This window comes from Protofrankia sp. CiP1_Cm_nod1 (assembly GCF_920888515.1).
In the GTDB taxonomy this organism is placed as follows: Bacteria; Actinomycetota; Actinomycetes; order Frankiales; family Frankiaceae; genus Protofrankia.
In genome coordinates, this window is record NZ_CAKKTM010000119.1 from 1 (window position 1) to 2900 (window position 2900).

Below are 2900 nucleotides of genomic sequence, written 5' to 3' on the forward strand. Positions count from 1 at the left end.
GGACCGGGCAGGACAGCCCCGGCCAGGCGGCGCGGCCCGCCCGCAGCAGCGCCCGGCCCTGTGCGCGGCTGGCGGAACGCTGCGCCGGCGACGGCGTCCGCGCGTCCAGCTCGACGTCCAGTTCGATGATCGCCCTGGTCGGCGTCGTGACGCCACCGGCGGCGTCGGTATCGGAGGAAGCGGAAGTAGCGATCTCCTCCGGATACGGCCGGTCTGACGACGGCCGGTCTGACAACGGCTGGGGTGGCGCGGCCGATAGCCGTCCCGAAACAGTGATCGGGAGGTTCCCGTCCGTATGCGGGCTGCGGGTCAGCCGGCAGGCGGCGGCGGCGAAGGCGGCGGAGACCAGGCCGGTCGTGGCCAGCCGGCCGCGCAGGAAGCGTTTGAGGCCGGCGAGGTCGGTGACGCTGCCGTCGACGGTCGCGGCCTCGATCCCGCCGGAGTGCGCATGACCACCCGCCGGCAGCCGCCCGTCCGCCAACAGCAACAACGCCGCCCGGCTCGCGTCCACCATCAGGCGTCCTCCCAACAGCGATCTCCCGACGGCGATCTCCCGACAGTCGTCAACAGCGAACGACTGTGACCGCCAGACTCCCGTAGTGCGTTCTGCGGGGCACAACATGTCCGCGCCGAGCCGCGTCTTCCGCCGCAGAAATCAGACCCGAAGAAGCGTACGACAGCGGTAGTATCTGGGCGTGACGCAGGTAAAACGCAGGGTTTCAGACACCCTTGATGTCGACCTCGTCTCGGCGTTCGAGACGGCGGGCGAGAATCTGTCTGTTCAGATCAACATGGGCATCCGGAACGGACCGGTACGAGATTGCCGGCACCGGGCGCTCGGCGACATGCTCGACCGGCTCGCCGCCGAGCGGGGTGCGCTCGACACCGTCGAGGACCAGGAAGAAACCGCGAGGTTCGTGCGTCTGCTGGGTGGCATGAGCGATGGCACAGGCGGCGGCGACGGCCTGACTTCGACTGTAGCTCCAGGCAGCGCGGACGGTGCGGCGCGGCGGGGGCGTCGGCGGGATGGGCGTGGCCGGAGCTGATGCTCGAAGCCGGAACAGGGCTCAGAACCGGGAGAGGAATCAGAAGAGGAAGTAGCGCTGGGCCATGGGGAGTTCGGCTACCGGGGCGGGTTCTATTGTGTCGCCGTCGATGGTGACGGTGAATGTTTCCGGGTCGACGTGGATGTCGGGGGTGGCGGTGTTCTCGGGCAGGTCCGCCTTGCCGCGGCGGCGGACGTCGGCGGTCGCGGCCATCGGCTTGGCCAGGCCGAGGCGCGCCGGCAGGCCGGCGTCGAGGGCGGCGGGGGCGACGAACGACAGTGACGACGCCGCGGCCGGGCCCGCCGCCGCCCCCCACATCGGACGCGGCAGCACCGGCTGTGGGGTGGGGATGGAGGCGTTCGCGTCGCCCATCGCCGCCCAGGCCACGAAACCGCCCTTGATGACGACGGCCGGCCGGACGCCGAAGAACGCCGGGTCGTAGAGCACCAGGTCGGCGAGCTTGCCCGGCTCCACCGAGCCGATCTCGGCGTCCAGGCCGTGCGCGACGGCCGGGCAGATCGTGTACTTGGCGACGTACCGGCGGGCGCGGGCGTTGTCGGCGCGCCCGTCCCCGGGCAGGGCGCCGCGCCTGACCTTCATCACGTGCGCGGTCTGCCAGGTGCGCAGGACGACCTCGCCGATGCGTCCCATGGCCTGCGAGTCCGAGCCGATCATCGAGATGGCGCCGAGGTCGTGCAGGACGTCCTCGGCGGCGATCGTGGACGGCCGGATGCGGCTCTCGGCGAAGGCCAGGTCCTCGGGCACGGTCGGGTTCAGATGGTGGCAGACCATGAGCATGTCGAGGTGTTCGTCGAGGGTGTTGACGGTGTGCGGGCGGGTCGGGTTCGTCGAGCTCGGCAGGACGTTCGCCGCCGCGGCCACAGTGATGATGTCCGGGGCGTGCCCGCCGCCGGCACCCTCGGTGTGGTAGGCGTGGATGGCCCGGCCGGCGATCGCGGCCAGGGTGTCCTCGACGAAACCGGCCTCGTTGAGGGTGTCGGAGTGCAGCGCGACCTGCACCCCGGAGGCGTCCGCGACCCGCAGGCAGGCGTCGATCGCCGCCGGGGTGGAGCCCCAGTCCTCGTGCAGCTTGAAGCCGGCGGCGCCGCCGCGCAGCTGCTCCCACAGGGCATCCTCACCGACGGTGTTGCCCTTGCCGAGCAGGACGACGTTGACCGGCAGCGCGTCCATCGCGGACAGCATCCGGGCGAGGTTCCACGGCCCGGGGGTGACGGTGGTGGCCCTGGTGCCCTCGGCCGGGCCGGTCCCGCCGCCGATCAGGGTGGTGATGCCGGCGCCGAGGGCTTCGGGGACCTGCTGCGGGCAGATCAGGTGGACGTGGCAGTCCACCGCCCCCGCGGTGAGGATCTTCCCGTTGCCGGCGAGGATCTCCGTGCCCGGGCCGATGACCAGGCCGGGGTGGACGCCGTCCATGATGTCGGGGTTGCCGGCCTTGCCGAGCGCGACGATCCGCCCGTCGCGGATGCCGACGTCGGCCTTGACGACACCCCAGTGGTCGAGGACGACCGCGCCGGTGATGACCAGGTCCGGGGTACCTTCGGCGCGCGACGCCCGGGCCTGCCCCATGGACTCCCGGATCACCTTGCCGCCGCCGAACACCGCCTCGTCGCCGGTGCCGGCGCCGGCGGGCCCGCGGCTGCGGTCCTCGGTGACCTCGATGAACAGGTCGGTGTCAGCGAGGCGGATGCGGTCACCGACGGTCGGCCCGTACAGGTCGGCGTAGCGGGCCCGGTCGAGGCGGCGGCTCACGGGCGCGCCCCACGCCGGCCCGGCGGGCCGGGGGCGTCGTCTGGCGGGCCGGGAGCGTCGCCCGCCGGGCCGGTTGGCGTACCG

The 2900-nt window shown here is 72.5% G+C and carries 3 protein-coding genes; 1 reads left to right on the forward strand and 2 read right to left on the reverse strand.

What is annotated here, in order from left to right:
* A partial coding sequence (locus tag NBX02_RS05740; protein WP_445548284.1) for an urease accessory UreF family protein occupies positions 1-514 on the reverse strand: 514 nt, incomplete at its 3' end.
* Between the two features lie 181 nt (positions 515-695).
* On the opposite strand from NBX02_RS05740, the gene NBX02_RS05745 reads away from it, so the two are divergent.
* A complete protein-coding gene (locus NBX02_RS05745; RefSeq protein WP_250287196.1) occupies positions 696-1046 on the forward strand; it encodes a hypothetical protein in 351 nt (116 codons plus the stop codon).
* A gap of 39 nt (positions 1047-1085) precedes the next feature.
* On the opposite strand, the gene NBX02_RS05750 is transcribed toward NBX02_RS05745, so the two are convergent.
* Positions 1086-2816: an urease subunit alpha gene (locus tag NBX02_RS05750; RefSeq protein WP_250287199.1), complete on the reverse strand. Its 1731-nt coding sequence runs from the start codon at positions 2814-2816 to the stop codon at positions 1086-1088.
* Positions 2817-2900: the final 84 nt, after the last annotated feature.